The organism is Anaerovibrio lipolyticus (assembly GCF_021531495.1).
Lineage (GTDB): Bacteria > Bacillota > Negativicutes > Selenomonadales > Selenomonadaceae > Anaerovibrio.
This window is the reverse complement of record NZ_JADYTY010000012.1, coordinates 1-24,802: the sequence shown is the minus strand read 5'-3', so window position 1 is coordinate 24,802 and position 24,802 is coordinate 1. Positions and strand designations below refer to the sequence as shown.

Genomic DNA, 24,802 nt, shown 5'->3' with positions numbered 1-24,802 from the left:
TATTGGCTCTGCCCTATAGGTGGCACAATTTCCATTACATTATTATAACACTTAGATGGTGTAAAGAAAATACCCTTGCCTTTTTGAGGTTAAAAATCATCCTTTTTGCCGATCTCGCAGCTCTCGAGCTACATCTCTCTTGACAGCTCTTTCCTGCAAATCACGGCGTTTATCATAATTATGCTTACCACTAGCCAAGGCCAGCTCCAGCTTAGCCCTACCCTTTTTGAAATAAATTTTCAGAGGAACCAGGGTAAAGCCCTTTTCCCTGGTCTTGCTAAACAGCTTCACAATTTCTGCCTTGTGCAGCAGAAGCTTCCGAGGCCGCAGGGCATCATGGTTAAATATATTCCCCTGCTCATAGGGGCTGATATGCATATTCTGAATAAATACCTCGCCGTTTTTGATTTCGCCATAGCTATCCTTCAGATTTGCCTTGCCAGCCCGCAGGGATTTTACCTCGGTGCCCTTTAGCTCCAAACCAGCTTCATAGGTTTCATGTATAAAATAATCATGCCGGGCTTTCCTGTTTTCACAGGCAATTTTCACGGCTGCATTCTTGCGTCCCATAGAATCTCCTTTTTGCCTCAGATACTATAGGGATTAAAATCTGCTATAATATCCTGCTTGGCTCTGCGCTTTCCTTTGCGCTTCTTGTGCTTATCCTTTTTATCTTTTCTCTTTCTGGAGATGTTTTCGGCTCTTTCCGACCTGAAGCCCTCCTGAGCCTCCAGCTTGGATTTTTTATTTTTCTTTTTTTTGCCAGTCTTATCTCTTTTGCCGACCTTGCCGGTTTTGGTTTTGCGGCGGGATTTTTCTTCCTGGGCAGCCTCCTTGGCCCCAGTCTTGCTCTTTCTATCCTGACTATTTTCCATATTCAGAGCAGCTGTATCGCAATTATCCTTAATAAGGAAATCCAAGGAGCGAGCCTCCAAGTCAGCTCTGGCCAAAAGCACCTCTACCTTGTCTCCCAGCTGATAGCGGCGCTTGTGATGAGTTCCCACCAAAGCATATTGGCTCTCCAGATATTCGTAATAATCGTCCTTCAAGGTGGTAATATGCACCAAGCCCTCTACACCATTATCCAGCTCCACAAAAACCCCAAAGCCAGTAACACTGCTAATGATACCCTCAAAGGTATCACCTACAAACTGCTGCATATACTCTACCTTCTTCAAATCGGTAGTATCCCGCTCAGCATTAACGGCAATTCTCTCCCGCTGAGAAGCATGATCTGCTCTTTCTGCCAGCTTTTCAATAATCTTCTCCCGCTTCTCCTTAGGAATAGAGCCTGTAGCAAAGGATTCCCTCAGCAGACGGTGCACCATCAAATCCGGATAACGGCGGATTGGAGAAGTAAAATGGGTATAATACTTGGCAGCCAAACCAAAATGTCCCAGATTTTCTGCTGCATAACGGGCCTGCTGCATGGAGCGCAGGGCCACGGTGCTCACAATCTTCTCTGCTGGGCCTCCCGCGATTTTCTCCAATACTGCCTGCAAATCCTTTGGCTGAACACTGCCATCATGGGCAGTGTGAATATGCAGGCCAAAGGTGCCCAGCAATCCATTCAAGGCTGTAATCTTGATTTCCTCTGGATTTTCGTGGACACGGTAGACAAAAGGCTGCTTACGACGACACATATGCTCTGCCACAGTTTCATTAGCAGCCAGCATACACTGCTCTACAATGGATTCACCTAAATTACCTACCCGCTTAGTCAAGCCTACAGCCTTGCCATTTTCATCCAGTTTCACCTTGATTTCCGGAATCTCAAATTCAATAGAACCTCGGCGATGACGGTATTTGTACATGGCATTCCGCACATCCTGCAAGGTATGAAGGAAATTTACTATATCCTCATTATCCCGAATAAATTCCTTGTCCTTATCCACCAGAATCTTGTTCACCAGCGTATAGGTCAACCGGCGATAAACATGAATAACTACAGGCAGGATTTTGTAATCCACCACCTTGCCCTCTGGACTGATATGCATTTCGCAGGCCATGGAAAGTCTATCCACACCAGCATTCAAGCTGCAAATACCATTGGAAAGAGCCTTAGGCAGCATAGGTACAACTCTATCCACCAGATAAACACTGGTGCCTCTAGCCTCCGCCTCTACATCCAAAGGCTCCTGTTCCCGTACATACCAGCTCACATCAGCAATATAAACACCTAGGAAAAAGCTGCCGTCATCATTTTTCTCTACGTAAACACCATCATCCAAATCCTTGGCATCCTCGCCATCAATGGTGACAATCTTCAGATCACGTCTATCCTGACGGCCCTCCTTGCCAATGTAATCATCTCCGTTGATGGACTGAGGAATGGCTTCAGCGGCCTTTTGTACCTCCTCTGGGAAAGTTTCGGACAAATCATATTGGCGCATAATGGACAAAATATCCACCCCAGGCTCACCCTTTTGCCCCAGCACCTCAATAATTCTGCCCTCAGCCTTGAGATTTCCCTCTGGCCACTGGGTTATTTCCACCACAACCTTGGCACCAGTAGCAGCCTCCATGGAAGCCTCTTCCGGAACATAGATATCATTCTTCAATCTGGTATCATCTGGCACCACAAAGCCAAAACGGCGGCTGGCGGAATAAATACCTACCACCCGGCTATTGGCTCTCTCTACAACCTCAACAATACGACCCTCTCTGGCGTGGCCTGCCGCCTGTAATATCTGGGGAACCTTGGCCAGCTGTACCTTTACTGTGTCCCCGTTCATAGCCGTAGCCATATCATGACCAGCCACAAATACATCTGCCTGATTTTTCATCATGCCCTCTGGCGTAACGAAGCCAAAGCCCTTGCTGTTAATAGACACCTTGCCAACAACGTATTCATCTGTATAGCTGGTCCTTCTCTGGGGCCTGCTCTCTGTATTTTCTCTGCCACCAACAGCCAAAACATTATTGTTCTTGATGGCCTTGCTTCTCTTTTTTCCTCTGCTTGTTGCAGAAGAACGAGCCTTTCTAAAGGTCTGCTTTTTCATGGGTATCCCCCCTCTTCCTATACCACCTATTTAGCCAAAAAATCGGCAATCTTCTCAAAGGCCTCCTGCCTCTGACAATCAAGACTTATCAAATGACCAGAATTATCCAGCCAATAAATTTCTTTCTCTTCACTGCCGCTGCGGCGATAAATATACTGAGCGCTCCGCTCCTTTACCGTATGATCATTATGTCCCTGAAGTATCAGCAAAGGACAATGGACTCTAGGCAGTTCGATTTTCACATCATCAATCAAATCCAACAGCTCATGGACAGATACGAGAGGCATTTCCCCATAGGAATTATTGCAAATATCCGGTATCCCTGGCAAATTACGCCTTCTTTTGTGCTTATAACGGCCAGCACATTTCTCCCGGGGAGGAAGACGATACAAATGTCTATCCTCATGGATAAAAATCGGTGCTGCCAGCACCGCTGCCCTATATATAGCTGCATTGGCCGCCAGCTTCAAGGTCAAAAGGCCTCCCATAGACTGGCCTACCAAAGATATTTTGTCACAACAGCCTGCCAACAGAGAATAGCCATCACAGATAGAATCATACCATTCCTCCCGGCCTGTTCGTGCCAAAGCCTCCGGGGTTGTACCATGTCCAGCCAAGCGTATCCCCAACACTGTATAGCCCTGAGCATGGAGATACCTTCCCAGCAGCAGCATCTCTGCCGGCGTACCTGTGAAGCCATGTGTCAAAATTACACCATGCTTGCCTCCCTGCAAAAAAAAGGGCTCCCCTCCCTGTAAAACCATTACACCACCTCAAATTCGTCAATACTCTTCTACTATTCTACCACAAAAAATAAGCGTTCTCAATTTATATTGAGAACGCCTACCTGTTAAATCTGTAAAATTTAGAACGCTGTTGTCTTGGCAATAAACAGGGTAAGCACAGCAAATATTGCTGCCAGTACCACAGTTACCCGAGCCAAAAGAGCATCCAAGCCTCTGGCACTGCTGCTAAATACAGTATCACTGCCGCCGCCCATGCCCATACCGGCGGACTTGGGAGTCTGCATAATTACAGAAGCAATCAGCAGCAAACCCACTACAGCATCTAAAACCATCAAAACCGTAATCATCTACGGGACCTCCTCTATCATTTTCAAAGTCCCTTTATCATATCATATTTAGTCTGCAATAGCAATCTGAATCTTGGTAGTATTATTACCCTTTCTGCTAAAGCCTGCTTCTCCAGAGGAAATGCCGGAGGTAATAACTGTCATATCACCAGTCTCAATATAGCCCTCCTTCAGAGCTGCAGTAATGGTAGCTGTAGCAGTATCATCATCCTCCCAGATACGGCCGTTAATCAGCTGTACGCCCCAATAAAGGCTAAGCTGGCGTGCCACCTTGGCAGTGGAAGCATAAGCCACAATATTGGCCAATGGACGATATTTGGAAACCACCTTGGCGGTATAGCCAGAATGAGTAGGAGTCAAAATAGCCTTAGCTCCCAGCTCATAGGACAGCTGCACACTGGAATGAGCAATAGCATCCGTAATATGCTTCTGCTCCTCAATCCCCATATGAACAAAGCGCTTTCTGTACTGAATAGTGCTCTCAGTCTTGATAGCAATCTTGCTCATGGTCTGAACAGCCTCTACTGGATAATCACCGCTGGCAGTCTCACCGCTGAGCATAATAGCATCAGTACCATCAAATACAGCGTTAGCTACATCAGAAACCTCGGCACGGGTAGGACGAGGATTGCTGGTCATGGACTCCAGCATCTGGGTAGCAACAATAACCAGCTTGCCAGACCGATTACACTTGCTGATAATCTCCTTCTGCAGGAATGGTACATCCTCAGCAGGAATCTCAACACCCAAATCACCACGAGCAATCATGATACCATCAGAAGCCTCAATAATGGCATCAATATTCTTAACACCCTCCAGATTCTCAATCTTGGAGATAATATTCATATGGCCCTTGTGATCCTTGATCAGCTTGCGGATAGCCTTAACATCGCTGGCCCGCTGAATAAAGGAGGCAGCCACATAGTCCAAATCATTCTCTACGCCAAAGATAATATCCTTTTCATCCTGCTCAGAAATAGGTGGCAGGCTAACAGCAACACCAGGAGCAGCTACACGCTTCTTGGTGCTCATAGGGCCGCTGTTCAAAATCTCAGTAACAATATCCTTGCCCTTGATTTCCTTTACCTTCAGACCAACCAAACCATCGGAAAGCAAAATGGTATTGCCTGGCTTGACTTCCTTGTACAGCTCCTTGTGGCTGATAGGTGCCTGATGCTCATCACCTGGGGTATCAGCATAGGTCAGAAGGAACTCCTCACCCTTGGTAAGCTGAACCTTGCCATCCTTGAACTCACCCAGACGCATCTCAGGGCCCTTGGTATCCAGCAGCAAAGCTACAATCTTGTCAGCATGACGAGCAGCATCTCTTACCATTTTAATACGGCCCATATGCTCAGCATGATCACCATGGGAAAAATTAAAACGGGCACAGTTCATACCTGCGGCAATCAGGCCTTCAACCACGCCTGGTTTCTCAGTAGCTGGTCCCATAGTACATACAATTTTAGTTTTCTTCAACATAGTGCAAAACACTCCTTCCGCACAATACACTCATACATCTTCTCTATTGAACTATAAATGATATGAATAGTTTACTTCCTCATTCATGTGCATTATATATGATAAATCCATACTTGTAAAGCCCTGTAAATAAGTCGTTGTAAATAAGGTATACTTTGTACACTTTACTATAGATTATATCAAAATAGGAATTTTGTAAAGGCCTAAAGCTTGGCATGGCAATAATTATTCCAGCTGGCAAAACTCATCTGGCGAATACCAAAGGTTATTTTTATCTAGTTGGAATTTTTAGCAGGATTTTTATAATTTTTAGCGAATTAATATATACATAATATGGAAATAAAACTTTCATAATTCAGGAAAGGATGAGAAATATGTTTGTTGCAAACCGTATGACCAAGAATCCTATTACCGTGGAGCCTACTACTTCTGTAAATGATGCTGCCAAGCTAATGAAACAGCGGAAAATCCGCCGTCTGCCAGTTGTGGAAAAGGGCCGTCTAGTTGGCATTATTAGCGATCGTGATGTAATGCGGGTAGCTCCTTCCCCAGCCACCACTCTTTCCAAATTTGAAATCATGAGCCTGTTGGACAAAATGACTGTCGCCGAAATCATGGCCAAGGAGGTAGTATCCCTGCCAGATACAGCCACTATTGAGGAAGCAGCACTGGTTATGTACAACGAGCGCCTCAGCGGTCTGCCAGTTGTTAGCAGCATGGGGGCTGTAATAGGTATTATTACCGAGACTGATGTATTCAAAACCTTTGTTGATGTTATGGGCCTGGCTGATGGCAAAACCCGCCTCACCCTTGATGTAGTTGACAAGGTAGGAGTTGTTAAGGAGCTGGCTGGCATTATTGCTGATGCAGGCTACAATATTGATAGTATGGTTACCTGCAAGCAGGCGGCCATGTCCGGTCGTTTCGAAATCGTTATCCGCCTTGATGCCGATAATGTAGACGACATCAAGGACAAAATCGAAGCCAAGGGCTATAAGATTATCCACATCGCCAAAATCGGCCAGTGAGATAAAATCAAAAATACCCTCTGTCTGGGGAAGCTTTTGTTGTTCACTACATAGCTTCTTACATGACAGAGGGTATTTTTATTTTCTATTTTAACCGCCCAGGTAGGCTTTCCGAACCTCATCACTGGCAGCCAGCTCCTTAGCATCACCGCTTAGGGTAATACGGCCGGTTTCCAGGACATAGGCTCTATGGGCAATAGACAGTGCCATATTGGCGTTCTGCTCTACCAGCAGCACAGTAGTACCTGTTTTGTTAATATCCTGAATAATGGTAAAAATTTCCTTAATCAGCAGCGGCGCCAAGCCCATAGAAGGCTCGTCCAACAGCAAAAGCCTTGGCCGGCTCATAAGGGCACGGCCCATAGCCAGCATCTGCTGTTCACCACCAGAAAGAGTACCTGCCAGCTGGCCAATACGCTCCTTCAAGCGAGGAAAACGCTCAAATACCAATTCCATATCCGCCTTAATGCCATCCTTATCCTTCCGGGTAAAGGCTCCCAGCTCCAGATTTTCCAGCACGGACATTTCGGCAAAAATCCGCCGTCCCTCTGGCACCTGAGAAATACCTGTCTTAACAATCTCATGGGCAGGCATACCAGCAATTTCCTGTCCTTCAAACTGAATACTGCCGGTCTTAGGCTTCAACAGTCCGGAAATGGTGCGGAGAATTGTAGACTTGCCAGCACCATTGGCACCAATCAGAGTTACAATCTCCCCCTCATTTACCTCCAGGGAAACACCCTTGATGGCATGAATAGCCCCATAAAAGACATTTATGTCATTTATTGTTAGCATAGTTCCCATATTTCCATCAAGCCTCCCCGCCTAAATATGCCCTGATAACCTCTGGATTTTCCTGAATCTCCTTTGGTGTACCATTGGCAATAATCATACCATATTCCAACACATAGATACGCTCGCAGATACCCATAACCAAGCTCATATCATGCTCAATCAAAAGAACAGTCAGGCCAAATTCCTTACGAATCCAGCTAATCATCTCCATAAGCTCCTTGGTTTCCTGAGGATTCATACCTGCTGCCGGCTCATCCAAAAGCAACAGCTTTGGCTTGGCTGCCAAGGCCCGGGCAATCTCCAAACGGCGCTGAGCACCATAAGGCAGATTTTTGGCCTGGTCATAAGCATGACCATCCAGCTTGAAGATTTTTAGCAATTTCATGCTTTCTTCCTCAATCTGCTTTTCCTCAGAAAAATATCTGCCTACCCGAAAAACAGTTTCCGCCAAACCATATTTTACATGGGAATGAAAGGCAATCTTAACATTATCCAGCACCGTCAGCTCAGAGAAAAGACGGATATTCTGGAAAGTACGGGCAATGCCTCGCTGAGTAATCTCATAAGGCTTCTTCCCCACAATACTCTTGCCAGCAAATTCAATACTACCAGTAGTAGGCTGATAAACCCCGGTAATCAGATTGAAAGCCGTGGTTTTGCCCGCACCATTAGGTCCAATCAAGCCAATAAGCTCACCCTTATTAATATAAAAATCAAAATCAGAAACAGCCTTCAGACCGCCAAATACAATGGAGACATTTTCTGCTTTGAGAAGTACCTCACTCATGATTCATGCCCCCTTTTGAAAATACGACGGAAGATACCCATGCTGGTAACCTCCATATAGCCAAACAAGCCCTGTGGACGATAGAACATCAGCAAAATCAAGGCCAGTGCATAGATAATCATACGGAACTCAGGCCAAGGCGCCAGAACTGCGGAAATAAAGGTTACTACAAAGGCACCAGCAATGGAACCGGTAATGGAGCCAAGACCGCCCATAACCACCATAATCAGATAATTAAAGGAAGCCAAAAAGGTAAAGGAACCAGGGCTGATAATATAGAAATTATGGCCAAAAAGACAGCCAGCCACACCAGCAAAAGCCGCACCAATGGTAAAAGCCATTACCTTGTATTTGGTAGTATTAATACCCATAGCCTCCGCCGCAATTTCATTTTCCCTAATGGCAATACAAGCCCGGCCATGAGAGGAATTTACAAAGTTTTTAATCACAAACAGAGTGAAAAGCATAATCAGGAAAACCCAGGCAAAATTCGTATGATGGGTAATGCCCTTGAAGCCAGCAGCGCCCCCCACATAATCCAGATTCATAATCACAATGCGGATGATTTCACCTAAGCCCAGAGTAGCAATAGCCAGATAATCTCCCCGCAGACGAAGGGTTGGCAGACCAATCAAAAAGCCCAGCAAACCTGCCAGCACTGCTCCCGCTATAATAGCCACAATAAAAGGCAGATGGAAGAAGGTAGTCATAACCACACCTGTATAAGCACCTACCGCCATAAAGCCTGCATGGCCCAAAGAGAACTGTCCTGTATAGCCGTTAATCAGATTCAGGCTCACAGCCATAATAACATTAATGCCGATAATAATCAGATTCAGCTCCCAGAAGGAGGTCAGAACCTTGGTAGTAATCAAAACCTGCAGTATAGCAAAAATCACCAGAGACAGGCCCAGCATAATCAAATCATTTTTACGCAGCAAATTCATATCCTGTCACCTACACTTTCTCACGGGTATTCTTGCCAAAAATACCAGATGGCTTAAACAACAATACCAGAATCAAAATCGCAAAGGCAGCCGCATCACGGAAGGTAGAGGAAATAAAGCCAGAAACCAAGGCCTCAATCACACCCAAAATAATACCGCCAGCCACAGCACCAGGCAAAATACCAATACCACCCAATACTGCTGCTACAAAGGCCTTCAAACCAGGCATAATACCCATTAATGGATCAATGGAGTTATAATAAACACCAACCAGCACACCAGCAGCCGCAGCCAAGGCGGAGCCAATGCAGAAGGTAAAGGAAATAACCCTATCTGCATTTATACCCATCAGCTGAGCCGTTTCTACATCAAAGGAAGCAGCCCGCATAGCCTTACCCAGCTTGGTTTTCTGCACAATATAAGTAAGAATCAACATCAGCACCAAGGTAATACCCATAATCAGCATCTGCTGGCCATTAACAATAAAAGGCCCCACATTAAAAGCTACACTTGGAATAACCTCTGGAAAGGTTCTTGGGGTAGGGCTGACAAAATACATGCTGGCATATTCCAGGAAGAAGGATACACCAATGGCCGTAATCAAGACAGAAATTCTTGGGGCATGACGCAGAGGCTTGTAGGCCAATCTTTCCACAATCATACCCAAAATACCCGTTACCACCATGGAAATCAGCAGGGCTGGCACAATGGACAGGCCAGCTCTGGTAATAGCAAAAAAGCCAATATAGGCACCTACCATGTAAATATCACCGTGAGCAAAATTTATAAGCTTGATGATACCGTAAATCATGGTATAGCCCAAGGCAATCAGTGCATAAATGCTGCCCAGAGAGACACCATTTATCAGCTGTTGGACAAACTGATGCAAAAAGTCCATAAATATTCCTCCGAACTTTTTAATTAATTTATAAAATAAAAAATATAAATACAAAAATGCCTAAAAACCTAGAAAAGAGGTCCAGCCTGTGACATCTGTATTGATACCATCAGCTGTGACCTCTATTCCGGACAGAACACTAACCCAGCGTTCTCTGGCCCTCTATGCACATATTACCTGCACAGGCAGGACATATCATACATATTATTTGCTTGGAGCGATTCTGCTCTTAAATACATACTTGCCATCAACATTCTCAATGATAATAGCATCCTTAATAGGATTATGAGTTGCAGGATCCATAGTAACCTTGGCAGTAGCAACCTGCAAATCCTTGGTTTCCTCAATAGCCTTGCGGATAGCCTCAGGATCATCACTGCCTGCACGCTTCAAAGCATCTACCAGCAGCTTGCCTGCATCATAGCCCAGAGCGGCAAATACATTTGGTGCATGGCCATATTCCTTGGTAAAGGAATCAATAAAGCTCTTAGCACCTGGATCCTCTGCGAAATAATGAGTAGAGAAGTAAGTATTGTTCAAAGCGGAAGCACCGGCAATATCAGCAACCTTTGGATCATCCCAGCCATCAGTACCCAGCATAGTAGCAGTAATACCGATTTCACGAGCCTGCTTTACAATCTTGCCTACTTCCTCATAATAAGCTGGTATGAAGATTACATCAGCATTAGCAGCCTTAATCTTGGTCAGAGCAGCCTTGAAATCCTGATCCTTGGCCAGGAAAGACTCCTGCATTACCACCTTGCCGCCAGCAGCCTCAAAAGTCTCCTGGAATACCTTGCCCAGGCTCTTGGAATAGTCAGAGCTGGAATCAATGTACATAACAGCAGTCTTAGCCTTTAGCTCCTTGCTGGCAAACTGAGCCATAACAGTACCCTGCTGTGGATCAATGAAGCAGCTGCGGAAAATATAAGGCTTTACAGCACCATTCTCAACAGTTACATCAGGATTGGTAGCTGCAAAAGCTATTACAGGCACCTTGTTATCAGTAGCCACCTGGGATTCAGCAATAACGTTAGCTGTTACAGCAGGGCCTACAATAACCTTGACACCATCATCAGAAATCAGCTTGGTAGCAGCATTTACAGCCTCAGCAGACTCAGATTTGTTATCTGCCTCCACCAGCTTAATCTGCTTGCCGTTAATACCGCCAGCCTCATTGGCCTCCTTAATAGCCAAGCGAAGGCCTTCCAGACCTGCATTACCATAGTTGGCCTGATTGCCAGTCATCTCAATATTGGCACCAACCTTAAATTCATCACTGGAACCACTATCCCCGCCACAGCCTGCAAATACTGTGCTCAGCATAGCTACACCTAAAACTGCACTTGCCAGACGTAGTTTTTTACTAAAAAACATAACCATTCCTCCTACTTATTAGTCATCTGTTAGTGGAGTACCCATACATTTTTTATATCCACTTTATGCTAATGGCAATATTATAGTTTACAAGTTTACACCTGTCAACACTTTCTTGTGTGTATTCAATGTACATTTATGCTTTTTATTCTCGCGTAGTGGATTATTGCAAGCAAAAATGAATTTATAATTATTATCCATAGATAATCAAAATAAACAATTTAAATTAATATTTCTCTTAATGTCTATTTTGTTATATAATAAAAGAGTTACATTATACGGAGGAGGGGTTTATTCTTGAATCTAAAAAACGTTATTAAAAGGTCTGGCCTTACTGTAGACTATGACCGTTCCAAAATCTATAATGCCATTGCCGGAGCTGCCAAGGAAATACCTGACAGCATGACTGATGAGGAAAAGGAAAGTATTACCAACCAGGTTGAGAATACCATTGCCAACCTTAGCAGTATTACCGTAGAAGAAATACAGGATGTAGTGGAGCAGGTGCTGATGAAGCAGGGCTTCTTCGATGTGGCCAAGCACTACATTATGTACCGCCAGCGCCATGCAGAGCGCCGTGAAGCTCAGAAAAACCTGATGAAAAGCTACAAGGATATTTTCTTTGCCGATGCTATTGATTCCGATATGAAGCGGGACAACGCCAATATCAACACTGATGCCTCTATGGGCATTATGCTGAAGCTGGGCGCCGAGGGTGCCAAGCATTTTGTTGACAACTATGTGCTGCCAGAGGAATTTGCCCAGGCAGACAAAAATAATTTCATTCATATCCATGATAAGGATTTCTCCTTGATTACCTTGAACTGCTGTCAGATAGATTTGCTGAAGCTGTTCCACGGTGGCTTCTCCACAGGTCATGGCTTCCTGCGGGAGCCAAATTCCATTCGTGCCTATGCTTCTCTGGCCTGCATTGCCATTCAGAGCAATCAGAATGATATGTTTGGCGGTCAGAGCATTAACGCCTTTGATTTTGCTATGGCTGAGGGTGTACACAAAACCTTCTGCAAGGCAGTAGCTGATGAAGCCTACAAATCTATGGTTTATCGCTTGGGCACTGAGATAGCTGGAGATGCCAAGGCTTTCCGGGATAAGTTCCGCAGCCATATGGACTATAGCCGCTGTCGTTTTACCGATGGAGATGCTCAGCCACCTCTGGAAGCTGTAGAAATGATTCTTCAGGCTCTGGAAGCCACCAAGCCAGAGGAGCTGACTGAGGCCTCTGTAGGGGATTTGACTCAGGATGCTGTAAACATCTATCATTTAGCCTGTGCCGATACCACTGAGGAAACCCATCAGGCTATGGAGGCCCTGATTCACAACTTCAACACCCTCCACAGCCGGGCTGGTGCTCAGGTTCCTTTCAGCTCCATTAACTATGGTATGGACACCAGTGCTGAGGGCCGATTGGCTGTTAGAGAGGTACTGAATGCTATTCAGGCCGGTCTGGGCAACGGGGAAACCGCTATTTTCCCTATTTCTGTATTCCAGCTCAAAGCCGGAGTCAATTACAACCCAGATGATCCTAACTACGATCTTTTCCAGCAGGCCTGCCGGGTAAGCTCCAAGAGATTGTTCCCTAATTTTGTCAACATAGATGCTCCATATAATTTGCAGTATTATCAGCCAGATAACTACAACTCCTATGTGGCTACTATGGGCTGTCGTACCCGGGTTATTGGCAATGTCAACGGCCCTAGCGAGGCTGGCAGCCGTGGTAATTTCTCCTTTACCACCATTAATCTGCCCAAGCTGGCTTTGGAGGCCAAGGGCAATCTGGACAAGTTCTGGCAGCTGCTGGATAAATACATCCAGATTAGCCATGACTATCTCCTGTTCCGCTTCCAGACCATCAAGGAAAAGCATGTTTATAACTACCCATTCCTTATGGGACAGGGTGTCTGGATGGACAGCGACAAGCTAAAGGCTACCGATACCATAGAGGAAGTGCTGAAAAAGCACGCTTCCTTCTCCATTGGCTTCTGTGGCTTGGCCGAGTGTCTGGTGGCTCTCATTGGCAAGCATCACGGCGAAAGCGAAGCTGCTCAGGAGCTGGGCTTGAAGATTGTGGGACATATCCGTCAAAGAACTGATGAATATACCGATGCAGAATCCATTAACTGGAGCACCTTTGGCACCCCTGCCGAGTCCACTGCCGGCCAGTTCCAGCGGGCCAACCGCAAGAAGTTCGGCATTATTCCTGGTGTTACGGATAGAGATTATCTCACCAACAGCTCCCATGTGCCGGTTTACTATCCAATTCGGGCTTTGGATAAAATCCGCATCGAGGCCCCATATCATGAGCTGGAAAACGCTGGTCATATTGCCTATGTGGAAATGGACGGAGATCCATCCAAGAATGTAAAGGCCTTTGAAACATTGGTACGAGCTATGCATGATGCCAATATGGGCTATTTCTCCATTAACCATCCCGTAGATAGAGATCCAGTCTGTGGCTATACCGGCATTATTGAAAATGAATGTCCACATTGCCACCGTAAGGAAATCGTCACCGGTCACAAAACCATTAAGCGTATTGTTTAAAAATTAAATTTAACCACCAAAAAGGAGCTGTGACAAAGCCCAAGGCTATTTGTCCACAGCTCCTATTTTTGTATCCTGTTTAAGCCAAAGTATCAGCTAAAAAATCTACGCAGGCCGTTCAGAATGCCTTCTGCCGCCCGGTTAATACCAGCCTCAGAGTTCATCAGCTTTTCTTCCTTGTCATTGGAGATAAAGGCCATTTCCACCAAGGTAGCTGGCATATCCGTATGCTTTACCACATAGAAATTACAGCTCTTAGTTCCCCTATTCCCAGTACCTAAAGCCGTTACCACACCCTCAGATACATACTGAGCCAGCCTCTGGCTAGCCTTGGAGCCCTTGGTATAATAATACCCTGTGGTGCCGCTAGGCGTGCTGTTGGTAAAGGAATCCATATGCATGGAAATAAAGATGTCTGCATTGCCATCATTACCTACATCACAGCGAGCCTGCAGCTCCTCCACATCAGAAGCATTGGCCTTCTTAGGAGATACCTCTGTATCTGTGGTTCGTGTCATCAGCACCGTAGCCCCCTCTGCCTGCAGCAGCTTCTGCAAGGCCTTGGCCACCCGCAGTGTAACGCCCTTTTCCGTCACTCCTGTAGGCCCAATGGCGCCGCTATCACTGCCACCATGACCTGCATCCAGAGCAATGATCTTGCCCTTCAGCCCCGGGGTAAAGACAGGCTCCGTTGTAGTGCCACTTGGGGTAGTTACGCTTGGTGTAGTCTCCACCGTTTCACCCTTATTGTTATTATTAGACCCCGATGTATCAGGCTTTGGCTGTGGATTAAAATCTATACCGGAGTTCTTACTGCCTCCTCCTACCTTGCCAAAGTCCATAACCACTCTATAGGCCGTGGTGCCGCCCTTTAGGGCAAATACCTTGTAATTATTTTTCCCCATAGAGCTTTCTACCACCACCCGCACTGTAGAGCTGTCATGCTGGGCAATCCGCACCGCCTTGGCAAAACGGCTATCAATATTGGTAGCCTTCTTTACATTGGGACTAACCCAGGCATTCTGAATATCAATGATAATCCTCTGGGGATTGGAAATAACGCTAACCTTGTACTCCGTCTCCTTGGTGCCATCCACCACAATACGAGTTTTGTCTGCATCGGTGCTTACCCGAATGCCGGTAATCTCCGACATACTGCCAGCCCGCTGGGCAAATCCCGCTGCCTCAGCTCCTTGCTGTCCCCACAGCATCAGGCACATTGTCAGAAGCATCACCAGAGCAGACCATATTTTATTACCATCTATTTCCTTGCCATATTCCACGGTTCTGTCCTCCATATATGCTTAGAGCATATTCTGCAAAAATGCCACAGTTCTTTCCTGCTTAGGGTGAGCAAAAAACTCCTCTGGCTGACCTTGCTCCACAATCACCCCATCAGCCATAAACATAACATGGCTGGCCGCCTCTCTGGCAAAGGCCATTTCGTGAGTTACCACCACCATAGTCATATGCTCCTGGGCCAGCTCCCGCATGGTTTTCAAAACCTCCCCAGTCAGCTCCGGATCCAAGGCAGAGGTAGGCTCATCAAACAGCATAATCTCTGGCTTCATAGCCAAGGCTCTGGCAATAGCCACTCGCTGCTGCTGACCGCCAGACAATCTGCCGGGATAAGCATCCCGCTTGTCAAAAAGCCCAACCTTTCGCAAAAGCTCCTCTGCCTCTGGACGAACCTCCTCCACAGAACGCTTTTTTACCTGCACAGGAGCCTCCAGCAGATTCTCCATAACCGTCATATGAGGAAAAAGATTAAACTGCTGAAATACCATGCCTGTACAAGCCAAAATCTCCCTGGACTTGGCCTCATCCACATATTCTGCCCTGCCATCAGCTCCGTTTTCCGCCAAGGCACGACCCATAATCTCGATTTTGCCAGAGTCAATCTCCTCCAGACGATTGATACACCGCAGCATGGTGCTTTTGCCAGAACCAGAAGGACCAATAATAGCCAATACATCACCCTTGGCCACAGAAAAATCTATGCCCTTCAGCACCTCCAGCTCCCCAAAGCTTTTATGTATATCCGTCATTTTTAACATAATATTATTGGTCATATTTTGCATAATGTGCCTCCAGCTTCTTAAACGCCCAGGTAAGAACAAAGGTCATTACCAGATAAAATACACCGGCAATTACAAAAGGAGTCATATCAAACTCCCTCTGCACAATGGTACGAGCCACCCGCAGCAAATCATTCATGGCCAAAATATAAATCAGAGAGGTATCCTTTACCAGATTAATGGTTTCGTTGCTAATAGGCGGCAGTACGTGGCGAATCATCTGAGGAATGATAATCCGGCGCATGGTCTGAGGATAGGTCATGCCCAAGGTCTTGGCTGCCTCATACTGGCCCCGGCCAATGGCCTGAATGCCAGCCCGGAAAATCTCTGCAAAATAAGCCGCATAGTTCAGTACAAAGGCCAACAGAGCCGCTGCAATATCCGGCAGCATAATTCCCACCATAGGCAGGGCAAAATAAACAAACAAAAGCTGCAGCATCAGCGGCGTACCCCGCATAATCCACACATAAAACTCCATTAACAGCCGCAAAGGCTTCAAAGAGGAAATTCGTCCCAATGCCGCCAACAGGCCAATGGGCAGAGAAAGCACCAAGGTAATACAAAAAATCTCCAGTGTAACCTGGGTTCCCTCCAGCATCAGGGTAATTGTATGTAACAGATTATCCATAGATAAAAAAACACCCTTTCAAAACAAAAGCACAGTCGATTCTATTGTACTTCATACAGCACAAAAATAAAAGACCCCTCAATAAAATTAAGGAGCCTTTTACCCAAATTTTCATTAATTATTTGGTAATATCCTTGGCAAACCACTTTTCAGAAATCTTGGCTACAGTACCATCAGCCTTCATTTCATCAAATACCTTCTGCACCTCATCCCGCAGCTTCTGATCATCCTTGCGGAAAGCAATGCCAAACTGGCTTACAGTACCAATAACAGTATCAATAGCCTGAATCTCATCAGGATGCTTGCTGATATAGTAACGGCCGATAATCTCGTCACCTACTACAGCATCCAGACGGCCATTCTCCAAATCCATGAAAGCATTGATATAATCAGGATAGTATTTTACTTCCTTCATGGAAGCCTTCAGCTCTGGCTTGTTCTCAAAATACTCCTCAGTGGTACCACCGCTCTGAGTACCAATGGTCTTGCCAGCCAAATCAGCCTCACCAGCTACAGCCACCTTGCCATTCTTGGCTACAAACACAATCTGGCGGTTATCCATATATGGCTCACTGAACAGCATATTTTCCTTACGCTTGTCAGTAATATCCAGACCATTCCACAGAATATCTACCCGACCGCTTTTCAGCTCAGCTTCCTTGGAATTCCAGTCAATAGCCTTGAACTCCACCTCACGGCCCAAACGCTTAGCCACTTCCTTAGCCAGATCAATATCAAAGCCTACAATCTCATTCTTCTCATCCTTGAAACCCATTGGTGGGAAGCTGTCATCCAAGCCTACCACAATCTTCTTGGACTCTTCCTTCTGGGCAGAATTACTGCCGCAGCCTGCCAGGGCTGTTACCGCCAAAACCAGCATCATACACAGGGCAAAAATCTTCTTCATTCTTCGCACACTCCCTCTAGTGTCTTCATATTAACTGCTACTATTATACTTTATTTCATTAAAGTATGACAAGGGGAAATTACTAAATTTTTAATTTTTTTTGTTTTTTATCAACTGTACACGAGCACAGTTTTATTGTATAATAATAATAAGAGAAATTTTGATGAGAATAAGGTGGAAAAATACTTTAACTTAGGCGGTGATTTAGTGGTAACTATCAAAGAAATTGCAGATTTATGCGGTGTATCCAGAGGTACGGTAGACAGGGTTCTCAACAATCGTGGCAATGTAAAATCCGAGAAAAAAGCTCTTATCCTAAAGGTTGCCAAGGAAATGAAATATACTCCCAATCCAGCCGGCAAGGCTCTGGCAGCCCGGAAGCTAAAGCCCACTGTGGCTGTAGTTATGCCCTCCATTGGCATCAGCTTTTTTGATGTGGTTTTGGAGGCCATGCAGAAATCAGCTGCCTCCTACGCTATGTATGGCATGCAGGTACAGTGGTATCTCTCCAAGGGCTATAATGCCCAGGTGCAATACAATCAGCTTATGAAGCTAAAAGACAAGGTTAACGCTGTAATTCTTATGCCAATTAATGACGAATGCATCTGTCAGGCTATCAAGGCTCTAACAGATAATGGAGTATTTGTGGTCACCATTAACACAGATATTGAGAACTCCACCCGCAATTGCTATGTAGGGACAGATTATTTTAACGGGGGCTGTACCGCTGGAGCCTTGTTGCAGCTCCTTCACAGGGGACAGCTTAATGTAGGTATTACTCTGGGTTCTCTCCAGATTTTGGGACATCAGCAAAGACTAGAGGGCTTCCGTCATCTACTCCAGAGCAATACCCAAGCCAAAATCCTAGGTATCGTAGAAGATCAGGATGACGAGATTCTTTCTTATGAAAAGAACCTGGCCTTGCTGAGAGAACATCCAGAGATAAATGCTATCTTTGCCGCCACCTCTGGTGGTATCTATGGGGCTTGTCGGGCTATTATGGCCTGCCAGCCTTCCCATGATATGACCGTGGTGGTCTTTGATAATCTTCCTACCACTGTAGAGCTGATGGAGCAGGGCATCGTACAGGCCACCATCTACCAGCATCCCCGCCGACAGGGACAGATTGCCATGCAGATAGTTTTTGATTATCTGGTGAATGGCAAAGCTCCCGAAAAGGAGCTTTATCTCCTAACCAACGAGATTCGTATTAAGGAAAATATTTCCGCTACCACAGAAAGCCAGTAAACATTATGTAATAAAAATCGCCGCCCTGTCTAAAACAGAACGGCGATTTTTTATACTTTGTATTCATATTTACCTACATTGCCATTTGCTTGTTAGCGAAGTCACTGATATAATTGCTTTCAACAATATCAGCCCACTTCTCAGGTGGATAATGGTAGAATATTTCCGGATTTTCACCTGCGCGCTTCATTATTTGCGTTTTATTCATCATCTCTCCAGCAGTTCGGCCAGGGTATCCTTTTTTTACTAATGCTAATTTTGTAAAGCAATAATAAAATCTTTCATTACTCATTTTGTTTACATATCTATCTAATACCACATTAATCAACCTCCTTGCTGCCAAACTTTAACGAGGCAATAGCCCTAGAAGATTTGAATACAGTTTGCTGTCCAAAGCCATTTTTGCCTACTGCATCATAAAAATCATCTATAGACATCCCGCGTATCTTAGCCATGTATATAATCCTACCAACAGACTTTCCGTCCAACATAGGACCACTGATACAATCGTAATCAGCTAGCAAATCCTGTTTTCTCATCCTGTTGCTATACACATGATTTCTCCATTCATCAGTACTACTTGTAAAGATTTTTTCTTTTAATTTGGATGTATCAGCATAAAAGGACACAACAGCTGCATCATCACCAAATAATTTCTTTGCCCATGACTGTGCTTGACGGAAATCTTCTGTCATATAAAATCCAAGCCCAAAATCAGCATCATTTCTTCCTTTATTTATATCAATACCATTATTTAGTATAGAATTAGCAGATTTATTATTTGTTCCATGATAAAACTTTCTTATCATTTTCCTTCCTCCGATTTAATTATATAAAATCTGTAAGAAATTGTAAATGAAATAATTTTTCATGGCATTGGCCGTGTTCGTGAGACCTCCCTAAGTAAGAACACAATCTTTCTCTCCATCTACCTGGTATTCATGTCCTACTGGCTCTCCCAAATCAAATTCAGCCAGCATATATTTTCCATATACACAAAAAGAGCAGCTCCGGAGAGCTGCTCTAAATTGTTTAATTGTTTCGCCTTGGCGAAATTCCTGCTAATCCGGAGATTAGAACATGAAGTCAACACGGGTGAATACGCCGGTAGCCTTGTCGTCAGTACCACGAGCTGCACCAGTATCCTTACCGTTGAAGTACTTAGCAGTAGCAACAATGTTCTTAGCAAAGGTGTAGTCAGCACCGATCTCCCAGCCCTTCAGAGTTGCGAAACCATCAGCACCATTTATGAAGTCATAGGTTGGAACGAGAGTAGCAAATGGAGCCAGCTGACGGTATGCTACATAAGCACCCCAGGAACCAGCATCAGCTGCATCAGCGCCCTTGTAGTCCAACTCAATGCTGTAAGCATTGTTCTTTACATCTTGACCAACTTTTGCGTTTTCTACAGAAGGACCCCAAGCATAGTCACCAGTCAGCTTTACATTCTTGTCGAATGCATAGCCAACACCCAAGTCGACGATATGATAGGAACTGTTCTGCTCACTATCCTTCTGATATGTATGAGTAGCCAGAACATTGTGATAGCCAAGGCCAGCATCCCACTTACCGTTAGCATAGTTAGCCTCTACAGCCCAATAGGTAGCAGCATCTTCATCCTTAGTACCATATACCAATGCATTATTAATTACCTTACCAGTATCATCCTTCTTGGTCAATACACTGGTACGGCCAGCAGTAGCCTTTACCTTCCAAGCCTCAGTAGGAGCATAGGTGAACTCAGCACCAGTTACATTATCATCCATTACCAAACCATGGGAAGCATCAGAGAAAGTACCAAAACGGCCCAGCTTTACATTGAACTTGCCATACTGGCCCTCAGCCCATGCCTTGGAAATATCTTTGCTGATATTGCCATCCTGATCCTTGTCGAAATCTGCATCAATACGAGCATGAGCAGTCCAGTTCTCATTGATGGTCATGGTAGGCTCAAGACGAAGCTTCAATACATTAGTCTCAGGCTCTCTGTGCTTACCCTCAGCTGCGAAATTAGTAGTAGTCCAGTCATAACGGAGCATGCCTTCCCACTTAACATTGTCAGTCTTAGCCTCCAGATCAGCTACGCGAACGCCCAGGTTAGCCAGCTCATCGGAGAACTCAGCAGCCAATTTGTCAATCAGAGCCTTGTTGTTGTTGTCAGCAGCATCGGACTTAGCCATAGCCTTTGCAACAATCTGAGCCATTTCATAACGGCTCATGTTCTGGTCACCAACATAGGTGCCATCGCCATAACCGTTAATAATACCATCCTGTACCAGCTGAGCAACAGCATCATATGCCCAATGATCAGCAGGAACATCAGCGAAAGGATTAGCAGCTGCAAAAGTAGTGGAAGCAGCGCCTACTACCAGAGCGGTAGTCAATGCGGATACGAGAGTCTTCTTCATAAAGAAACATCCTCCTTCAATAAAACAAATAAACCTCATCTGTTGAAGGTGAATGCCAAGAAGCCTTAGTCCAAGAGTTGCCTTGTTTCCTCTGCAATGTACTTCTCTATTCACTTTCAACACAAACTAAGTTTAGCACAATCTGCACATAAAATCAAGCCCAACTAAGAATTTTTTCATCCTCCACAGCCCAACTCCCTAAATACTTTGGCATATACACAATATTGTGTTATAATTCTCGTGTGCCTGCTGTGTGCCAGCTCCCCCTAAGAAAGGAGGTAGCCTTATTGGATCTGCTTGACACGTTTGTGGTCACTGTCCTGGCAGAAATAGTTTCTTACTATATCTGCAAATGGCTGGATAGATTTTGACGCGAGGTACAAAGCCTGGAGTCCTAAGCCCAACTCCCTAAAAAATGGGAATAGAAAACCCCTGATGCACCACCATCAGGGGTTTTCCTGTGCCTTAATATTAGACCCAATTAACACGTCTAGCTTTCGCTATGTGTTTATACTACCATAAAATGCGTTTTTTTACAAGCAAAATTTCTAGTTTCTATTTCTCATAGTCCACCATAATCTAGTACACATTTTAGTTGAATTTCTGAAAAGAATATAGTACAATATGTATAAGAAATTCCTATAACATTATCGTAAAGTAGAAGGCACTACCGATAGACGGTTAGCCCGATTTGTAGCGAGAAATGGCCGCTTAGTTTACCGGACTGGGGCGGCTATTTCTGTTTATTAAGGTCTTTGCAACAAAAAACTCCAGCAAAAACTGGAGTTTTTTGTTTACTTATTTTTAAGGTGGAAAATAGCGATTTCTGGCGGGCAGCCCAACCGAAAGGGAAACCAGCTTCCGTTACCACAATGAACATAGAGCGCTGTATTTTCCTCATGATACCAGCCACGCATATATTTGAATACTGGCGGTGCCAAAGGAATCCCCAGGCACCCCAACTGCCCCCCATGAGTGTGACCACTTAGCACCAGATCCGCATTATATTTAGCAGCTGTCTGAACAAAATCCGGATGATGAGCCAACAGTATTTTTACAGCATCGGATGGAATATCTTCCATAGCCATGGCTGTATAGGCTTCCTGCAGCAGCTGGAACTGCTCCCTTTGCATAGGATAATCCACCCCCGCAATATACAGTGGTCGCTCACTCTGCAAAACCAAGGCATGATTATTCACCAGATTATGTATTCTTGTTTCTGCCAAGGCTGTTTCCAAAAGGGCAATTCCCCGAAAATGCTCATGATTTCCCCGACAATAATAGATACCGTAGGGAAATCTCTCCACATAGCTATCCACCAATTTAGCCGCTTTAATGGTTGTCCCAGCATTGTCAAACAAATCTCCGGTTATAACCAGAGCATCTACTTGCTGCTTTGCTGTACGCTCCAACAGCTCCTGCAGCATATCCAAATCAAAAAAAGGCCCCAAATGAATATCACTAAGCTGGGCAATAGAAAAGCCCTCCAGCTTTTCCCCCAATTTCTCTATAGGCACATTATAGGAACGAAGCACCGTTTCATTTCGCTCCACCAGGGAACCATAAAAACTGGCTCCTGCTGCTATACAGGGCAGCACCAAGGCACCCTTGGCAAATTTCCTACGAGATTCATCCACAGGCACCTGCCGACATCGACCATAAATATATCTTATCAGCAAGGCTATAGCCAGCAATCCTATGGAAAATATCTGCAGCATCAGCCAGATGGCAATGGCCTGCAATACCAGCTCAGCCACTGGGCCAGTATAATTCCGTCCCCAGCATACCCCCAACCCAAAGATAGAGGCCATATTCACCACCAGCATCCACCGCTGCAGTTTTCTATACCTTTCTCCCCACATCTGCCTTTGCAATATATGTCCCACAATATGCAGTAAAGAAATCACCGCTGCCACTATAACCATAAAGCCCATACCACTACCTCGCTTGACAATCACATATATTTTCTATTTAGTAGTATGACACAAATTTATGAAAATAATCTAAATACAGCTTCTGTGGCAATATGCTGTTATCTAAAAAGCCAAAACAAATTTAAGGCAACAAAAAACCGGACATAATGTCCGGATAATTTCTGGTGCGGTTGATGGGACTTGAACCCATACGTCTTGTGAACACTACCCCCTCAAAGTAGCGCGTCTGCCAATTCCGCCACAACCGCATATTCAATTGAAGTATTAATTTTGAAAATAAAAATGGTGCGGTCGAGAGGACTTGAACCTCCATGATATTGCTATCACTAGCGCCTGAAGCTAGCGCGTCTGCCAATTTCGCCACGACCGCATGTTACTTATTTATTTTAACATCTTTTCAGTGATGTTGTCAAGCGTTTTTTTATTTTTTTGGTGCCGAGGACCGGAATCGAACCGGTACGGTTGTTTCCAACCGCGGGATTTTAAGTCCCGTGCGTCTGCCAGTTCCGCCACCCCGGCAGCAACTAATGGAGCGGGTGATGGGAATCGAACCCACGTGACCAGCTTGGAAGGCTGGGGCTCTACCATTGAGCTACACCCGCAGGTCATCAATGGAGCTGGCGAGAGGAATTGAACCCCCAACCTGCTGATTACAAGTCAGCTGCTCTACCAATTGAGCTACACCAGCGTATCAATGGTGCCTCAGAGCGGAATCGAACCACTGACACGGGGATTTTCAGTCCCCTGCTCTACCAACTGAGCTACCGAGGCATAATGGCGACCCGAAGGGGACTTGAACCCCTGACCTCCGCCGTGACAGGGCGGCATTCTAACCAACTAAACTACCGGGCCATGATATGGTGGGCGCTAACGGGATCGAACCGCTGACATTCTGCTTGTAAGGCAGACGCTCTCCCAGCTGAGCTAAGCGCCCGAAAAATGGTGTCCCACCGGAGACTCGAACTCCGAACCTGCTGATTAAGAGTCAGATGCTCTACCAGTTGAGCTAGTGAGACATAATATGGTGACGCGTACGGGATTCGAACCCGTGAAGCCGCCGTGAAAGGGCGGTGTCTTAACCGCTTGACCAACGCGCCATATCAAGTGGTCAATACCTCCTAGACGGTACTCATGGTGGCTCACCCGGGATTTGAACCCGGGACACCCTGATTAAAAGTCAGGTGCTCTGCCAACTGAGCTAGTGAACCGTCTGGCTGGGGTAGCTGGACTCGAACCAACGATGCGGGAGTCAAAGTCCCGTGCCTTAACCAACTTGGCTATACCCCAATTACCCCAGGGGTAAAAATGGCTCCTCGAGCAGGATTCGAACCTGCGACAGCCTGATTAACAGTCAGGTGCTCTACCGACTGAGCTATCGAGGAATGTAACTGGCGATTTCCTATCCTCCCAGGCCGTCTCCAGCCAAGTACTTTCGGCGTTTATGTGCTTAACTACTGTGTTCGGAATGGGAACAGGTGGGACCACATAGCCAACATCACCAGATATACAGTTGTGTTATACATCAGATGTACACACAAAACTTCACAGAAACAACCCTGACATTAGGACTTGTAATTAAGCCCTCGACTTATTAGTACTGGTCCGCTTCGAATGTTGCCACTCTTCCA

General features: G+C 45.4%; 21 protein-coding genes, 13 tRNA genes and 1 rRNA gene. 3 read left to right on the top strand and 32 right to left on the bottom strand.

Annotated elements, in window-relative coordinates:
- Positions 1 to 96: 96 nt before the first annotated feature.
- The 5 genes from smpB to pyk all read right to left on the bottom strand — a co-directional run bounded on the left by smpB (position 97) and on the right by pyk (position 5,577).
- Complete coding sequence (gene smpB, locus I6E26_RS05920) at positions 97 to 570, bottom strand: SsrA-binding protein SmpB (RefSeq protein WP_235320927.1); 474 nt, start codon at positions 568 to 570, stop codon at positions 97 to 99.
- Between the two features lie 17 nt (positions 571 to 587).
- Positions 588 to 3,002 carry a ribonuclease R gene (gene rnr, locus I6E26_RS05915; protein WP_235320926.1) on the bottom strand — a complete coding sequence of 805 codons (2,415 nt, stop codon included), beginning with the start codon at positions 3,000 to 3,002 and terminating at the stop codon, positions 588 to 590.
- A 26-nt stretch (positions 3,003 to 3,028) separates the two neighbouring features.
- Positions 3,029 to 3,736 carry an alpha/beta hydrolase gene (locus I6E26_RS05910; RefSeq protein WP_235320925.1) on the bottom strand — a complete coding sequence of 236 codons (708 nt, stop codon included), beginning with the start codon at positions 3,734 to 3,736 and terminating at the stop codon, positions 3,029 to 3,031.
- A gap of 131 nt (positions 3,737 to 3,867) precedes the next feature.
- The gene (gene secG / locus I6E26_RS05905) at positions 3,868 to 4,095 is read right to left on the bottom strand and encodes a preprotein translocase subunit SecG (RefSeq protein ID WP_235320924.1); all 228 of its coding nucleotides are present in this window, start codon (positions 4,093 to 4,095) and stop codon (positions 3,868 to 3,870) included.
- Positions 4,096 to 4,143: 48 nt separating this feature from the next.
- Positions 4,144 to 5,577 carry a pyruvate kinase gene (gene pyk / locus I6E26_RS05900; RefSeq protein WP_235320923.1) on the bottom strand — a complete coding sequence of 478 codons (1,434 nt, stop codon included), beginning with the start codon at positions 5,575 to 5,577 and terminating at the stop codon, positions 4,144 to 4,146.
- A gap of 374 nt (positions 5,578 to 5,951) precedes the next feature.
- On the opposite strand from pyk, the gene I6E26_RS05895 reads away from it, so the two are divergent.
- The gene (locus I6E26_RS05895; protein ID WP_235320922.1) at positions 5,952 to 6,605 is read left to right on the top strand and encodes a CBS domain-containing protein; all 654 of its coding nucleotides are present in this window, start codon (positions 5,952 to 5,954) and stop codon (positions 6,603 to 6,605) included.
- Between the two features lie 90 nt (positions 6,606 to 6,695).
- On the opposite strand, the gene I6E26_RS05890 is transcribed toward I6E26_RS05895, so the two are convergent.
- The 5 genes from I6E26_RS05890 to I6E26_RS05870 form a co-directional block, all read right to left on the bottom strand.
- Positions 6,696 to 7,400, bottom strand: coding sequence for an ABC transporter ATP-binding protein (locus tag I6E26_RS05890; protein ID WP_235320954.1), 705 nt, complete (start codon positions 7,398 to 7,400; stop codon positions 6,696 to 6,698).
- A 16-nt stretch (positions 7,401 to 7,416) separates the two neighbouring features.
- Entirely contained in the window at positions 7,417 to 8,187 is a 771-nt protein-coding gene (locus I6E26_RS05885) for an ABC transporter ATP-binding protein (protein ID WP_235320921.1), read from the bottom strand.
- Positions 8,184 to 9,134, bottom strand: coding sequence for a branched-chain amino acid ABC transporter permease (locus tag I6E26_RS05880; protein ID WP_235320920.1), 951 nt, complete (start codon positions 9,132 to 9,134; stop codon positions 8,184 to 8,186). Before I6E26_RS05880 ends, I6E26_RS05885 begins: the two co-directional genes overlap by 4 nt.
- Before the next feature lie 10 nt (positions 9,135 to 9,144).
- Positions 9,145 to 10,032 carry a branched-chain amino acid ABC transporter permease gene (locus I6E26_RS05875; RefSeq protein WP_235320919.1) on the bottom strand — a complete coding sequence of 296 codons (888 nt, stop codon included), beginning with the start codon at positions 10,030 to 10,032 and terminating at the stop codon, positions 9,145 to 9,147.
- A 204-nt stretch (positions 10,033 to 10,236) separates the two neighbouring features.
- Complete coding sequence (locus I6E26_RS05870; protein WP_235320918.1) at positions 10,237 to 11,409, bottom strand: ABC transporter substrate-binding protein; 1,173 nt, start codon at positions 11,407 to 11,409, stop codon at positions 10,237 to 10,239.
- Between the two features lie 297 nt (positions 11,410 to 11,706).
- Between I6E26_RS05870 and I6E26_RS05865 the strand changes: the two genes are divergently transcribed.
- Positions 11,707 to 13,971 carry an anaerobic ribonucleoside triphosphate reductase gene (locus tag I6E26_RS05865; protein WP_235320917.1) on the top strand — a complete coding sequence of 755 codons (2,265 nt, stop codon included), beginning with the start codon at positions 11,707 to 11,709 and terminating at the stop codon, positions 13,969 to 13,971.
- A 92-nt stretch (positions 13,972 to 14,063) separates the two neighbouring features.
- Here I6E26_RS05865 and I6E26_RS05860 read toward each other — a convergent pair whose 3' ends face one another.
- From I6E26_RS05860 to I6E26_RS05845, 4 genes are all read right to left on the bottom strand, one after another.
- A complete protein-coding gene (locus I6E26_RS05860; protein ID WP_235320916.1) occupies positions 14,064 to 15,254 on the bottom strand; it encodes an N-acetylmuramoyl-L-alanine amidase in 1,191 nt (396 codons plus the stop codon).
- Between the two features lie 21 nt (positions 15,255 to 15,275).
- Positions 15,276 to 16,052 (bottom strand): amino acid ABC transporter ATP-binding protein, encoded by a 777-nt coding sequence (locus tag I6E26_RS05855; RefSeq protein ID WP_328228015.1) that lies wholly within the window; start codon positions 16,050 to 16,052, stop codon positions 15,276 to 15,278.
- Positions 16,033 to 16,677: an amino acid ABC transporter permease gene (locus I6E26_RS05850; RefSeq protein WP_235320915.1), complete on the bottom strand. Its 645-nt coding sequence runs from the start codon at positions 16,675 to 16,677 to the stop codon at positions 16,033 to 16,035. Before I6E26_RS05850 ends, I6E26_RS05855 begins: the two co-directional genes overlap by 20 nt.
- A 118-nt stretch (positions 16,678 to 16,795) precedes the next feature.
- Positions 16,796 to 17,584, bottom strand: a complete 789-nt coding sequence (locus I6E26_RS05845) for an amino acid ABC transporter substrate-binding protein (protein WP_235320914.1) — start codon at positions 17,582 to 17,584, stop codon at positions 16,796 to 16,798.
- A gap of 135 nt (positions 17,585 to 17,719) precedes the next feature.
- Between I6E26_RS05845 and I6E26_RS05840 the strand changes: the two genes are divergently transcribed.
- Positions 17,720 to 18,832, top strand: coding sequence for a LacI family DNA-binding transcriptional regulator (locus tag I6E26_RS05840; protein ID WP_235320913.1), 1,113 nt, complete (start codon positions 17,720 to 17,722; stop codon positions 18,830 to 18,832).
- A gap of 73 nt (positions 18,833 to 18,905) precedes the next feature.
- Here I6E26_RS05840 and I6E26_RS05835 read toward each other — a convergent pair whose 3' ends face one another.
- From I6E26_RS05835 to rrf, 18 genes are all read right to left on the bottom strand, one after another.
- Complete coding sequence (locus tag I6E26_RS05835) at positions 18,906 to 19,151, bottom strand: hypothetical protein (RefSeq protein ID WP_235320912.1); 246 nt, start codon at positions 19,149 to 19,151, stop codon at positions 18,906 to 18,908.
- Between the two features lies 1 nt (position 19,152).
- On the bottom strand, positions 19,153 to 19,641 hold the full coding sequence (locus tag I6E26_RS05830; RefSeq protein WP_235320911.1) for a DUF3990 domain-containing protein: 489 nt from the start codon (positions 19,639 to 19,641) through the stop codon (positions 19,153 to 19,155).
- Between the two features lie 264 nt (positions 19,642 to 19,905).
- The gene (locus I6E26_RS05825; protein ID WP_235320910.1) at positions 19,906 to 21,240 is read right to left on the bottom strand and encodes an S-layer homology domain-containing protein; all 1,335 of its coding nucleotides are present in this window, start codon (positions 21,238 to 21,240) and stop codon (positions 19,906 to 19,908) included.
- A gap of 794 nt (positions 21,241 to 22,034) precedes the next feature.
- Positions 22,035 to 23,174 carry a metallophosphoesterase gene (locus tag I6E26_RS05820; RefSeq protein WP_235320909.1) on the bottom strand — a complete coding sequence of 380 codons (1,140 nt, stop codon included), beginning with the start codon at positions 23,172 to 23,174 and terminating at the stop codon, positions 22,035 to 22,037.
- Between the two features lie 162 nt (positions 23,175 to 23,336).
- Positions 23,337 to 23,422: transfer RNA gene (locus I6E26_RS05815), tRNA-Leu, on the bottom strand.
- Between the two features lie 35 nt (positions 23,423 to 23,457).
- A tRNA-Leu gene (locus I6E26_RS05810) sits at positions 23,458 to 23,544 on the bottom strand.
- A gap of 60 nt (positions 23,545 to 23,604) precedes the next feature.
- Positions 23,605 to 23,693: transfer RNA gene (locus I6E26_RS05805), tRNA-Leu, on the bottom strand.
- 9 nt (positions 23,694 to 23,702) lie between these two features.
- Positions 23,703 to 23,776: transfer RNA gene (locus I6E26_RS05800), tRNA-Gly, on the bottom strand.
- A gap of 10 nt (positions 23,777 to 23,786) precedes the next feature.
- Positions 23,787 to 23,862: transfer RNA gene (locus I6E26_RS05795), tRNA-Thr, on the bottom strand.
- Between the two features lie 7 nt (positions 23,863 to 23,869).
- Positions 23,870 to 23,945: transfer RNA gene (locus I6E26_RS05790), tRNA-Phe, on the bottom strand.
- A 4-nt stretch (positions 23,946 to 23,949) separates the two neighbouring features.
- Positions 23,950 to 24,026, bottom strand: a tRNA-Asp gene (locus tag I6E26_RS05785).
- Between the two features lie 6 nt (positions 24,027 to 24,032).
- Positions 24,033 to 24,108: transfer RNA gene (locus I6E26_RS05780), tRNA-Val, on the bottom strand.
- Between the two features lie 6 nt (positions 24,109 to 24,114).
- Positions 24,115 to 24,190 (bottom strand) — tRNA-Lys (locus I6E26_RS05775).
- Between the two features lie 6 nt (positions 24,191 to 24,196).
- Positions 24,197 to 24,271 (bottom strand) — tRNA-Glu (locus I6E26_RS05770).
- 35 nt (positions 24,272 to 24,306) lie between these two features.
- A tRNA-Lys gene (locus I6E26_RS05765) sits at positions 24,307 to 24,382 on the bottom strand.
- 3 nt (positions 24,383 to 24,385) lie between these two features.
- A tRNA-Gln gene (locus I6E26_RS05760) sits at positions 24,386 to 24,461 on the bottom strand.
- Between the two features lie 19 nt (positions 24,462 to 24,480).
- Positions 24,481 to 24,556, bottom strand: a tRNA-Asn gene (locus I6E26_RS05755).
- Positions 24,557 to 24,560: 4 nt separating this feature from the next.
- Positions 24,561 to 24,677: ribosomal RNA gene (rrf, locus tag I6E26_RS05750) — 5S ribosomal RNA — on the bottom strand.
- Positions 24,678 to 24,802 lie beyond the last annotated feature (125 nt).

Excerpts from the sequence above, each read along its gene's own strand:
- secG (WP_235320924.1), bottom strand. The coding sequence starts at position 4,095 with ATGATTACGGTTTTGATGGTTTTAGATGCTGTAGTGGGTTTGCTGCTG.
- I6E26_RS05890 (WP_235320954.1), bottom strand. The coding sequence starts at position 7,400 with ATGCTAACAATAAATGACATAAATGTCTTTTATGGGGCTATTCATGCC.
- I6E26_RS05850 (WP_235320915.1), bottom strand. The coding sequence starts at position 16,677 with ATGGATAATCTGTTACATACAATTACCCTGATGCTGGAGGGAACCCAG.
- smpB (WP_235320927.1), bottom strand. The coding sequence starts at position 570 with ATGGGACGCAAGAATGCAGCCGTGAAAATTGCCTGTGAAAACAGGAAA.
- I6E26_RS05825 (WP_235320910.1), bottom strand. The coding sequence starts at position 21,240 with ATGAAGAAGACTCTCGTATCCGCATTGACTACCGCTCTGGTAGTAGGC.
- I6E26_RS05855 (WP_328228015.1), bottom strand. The coding sequence starts at position 16,052 with ATGCAAAATATGACCAATAATATTATGTTAAAAATGACGGATATACAT.
- I6E26_RS05885 (WP_235320921.1), bottom strand. The coding sequence starts at position 8,187 with ATGAGTGAGGTACTTCTCAAAGCAGAAAATGTCTCCATTGTATTTGGC.
- I6E26_RS05880 (WP_235320920.1), bottom strand. The coding sequence starts at position 9,134 with ATGAATTTGCTGCGTAAAAATGATTTGATTATGCTGGGCCTGTCTCTG.
- I6E26_RS05820 (WP_235320909.1), bottom strand. The coding sequence starts at position 23,174 with ATGGGCTTTATGGTTATAGTGGCAGCGGTGATTTCTTTACTGCATATT.
- rnr (WP_235320926.1), bottom strand. The coding sequence starts at position 3,002 with ATGAAAAAGCAGACCTTTAGAAAGGCTCGTTCTTCTGCAACAAGCAGA.
- I6E26_RS05845 (WP_235320914.1), bottom strand. The coding sequence starts at position 17,584 with ATGAAGAAGATTTTTGCCCTGTGTATGATGCTGGTTTTGGCGGTAACA.
- I6E26_RS05830 (WP_235320911.1), bottom strand. The coding sequence starts at position 19,641 with ATGATAAGAAAGTTTTATCATGGAACAAATAATAAATCTGCTAATTCT.
- I6E26_RS05870 (WP_235320918.1), bottom strand. The coding sequence starts at position 11,409 with ATGTTTTTTAGTAAAAAACTACGTCTGGCAAGTGCAGTTTTAGGTGTA.
- I6E26_RS05875 (WP_235320919.1), bottom strand. The coding sequence starts at position 10,032 with ATGGACTTTTTGCATCAGTTTGTCCAACAGCTGATAAATGGTGTCTCT.
- I6E26_RS05895 (WP_235320922.1), top strand. The coding sequence starts at position 5,952 with ATGTTTGTTGCAAACCGTATGACCAAGAATCCTATTACCGTGGAGCCT.
- pyk (WP_235320923.1), bottom strand. The coding sequence starts at position 5,577 with ATGTTGAAGAAAACTAAAATTGTATGTACTATGGGACCAGCTACTGAG.